The following is a 943-nucleotide window of genomic DNA, read 5'->3' as shown; positions in this document are numbered from 1 at the left end:
ATCCGTTTTTGGTACATCATCGAATGTGAAACCCGCGGTGAGTTTGAAAGTTATGGTGCAACACCATACCGCTATCAAACTAACTATGGCATTAAAGTTGACGGTGAAGCTATTAAAAAATCACTCACTGATGCAATCAAAAAAGCCCTATCAATGCTTGGCTTTAGCTCTGATGTCTTTATGGGTATGCATGATAACCCTGAATATTTAGCAAGTAATAAGCTTGAATTTGAAATTAAAAACGCGAGTGAAAAAGCTGAAGATATTACTCGCATTCGTAAAGAATTAGACGAGAAATTTACTAAACATACGGAAGTGATGCGTAGTGCTGTTACTGAGAATGAATTACGAGGCATTGCATCCACATTAACGCGCGAAATTTCTGCGCATATCAAATCAGCTCAAGAGCGTCGTGACAACGATTATGAGAAATATTTGTCCGGCCGTTTACGTCGATTAAACCAAATCGAAAAAGAGTGTTTAGACCAACTGAAACATAAAGAAGAGGCAATCTAATGACCAATACTACTGCTATCGCACTGGCGACCAATTACGAAAAATTACAACAACTCGTTGAAACAGGAGAATTCTCTCCTGAAGATATCGCAGATACATTGGAAGGTATCGAGGGCGAGCTAGGTGATAAATTGGATGCGATTATGCACCACGTTCGCAATATCGAAGGTCAAGCTAAAACACTTGATGAGGAATCTAAACGTTTATCTGATCGTAAAAAATCATTCGAAAACCAAGCTAAAAACCTAAAGAAATATGCTCTCAACTGCTTATTAGCTTCAGGATTAGATAAATTAAAAACAACAAAAAATACATTCACTGCTAGAGCTGGTGTTGTTCGAGTCATTATCGACAATGAGGCTTTATTACCGGATGAGTTGGTTGATGTTCAAACCATCACCGCGCCTGATAAAAAAGGCATCAAAGA

1 protein-coding gene and 1 pseudogene are annotated in these 943 nt (G+C 38.3%); both read left to right on the top strand.

Annotated features, from left to right (window positions below; genetic code table 11):
• Positions 1 to 516, top strand: a pseudogene (locus ABN217_RS19025) (hypothetical protein); the annotation flags it as partial.
• The coding region (locus ABN217_RS19020) for a siphovirus Gp157 family protein (protein ID WP_349459821.1) at positions 516 to 943 on the top strand (428 nt) is incomplete at its 3' end. The pseudogene ABN217_RS19025 and the gene ABN217_RS19020, both read left to right, overlap by 1 nt.

Source organism: Proteus sp. fly-1067 (genome assembly GCF_040139345.1).
GTDB lineage: Bacteria > Pseudomonadota > Gammaproteobacteria > Enterobacterales > Enterobacteriaceae > Proteus > Proteus vulgaris_B.
Note: the sequence above shows the minus strand (reverse complement) of the source record. Positions and strands in the feature narration are given on the sequence as shown.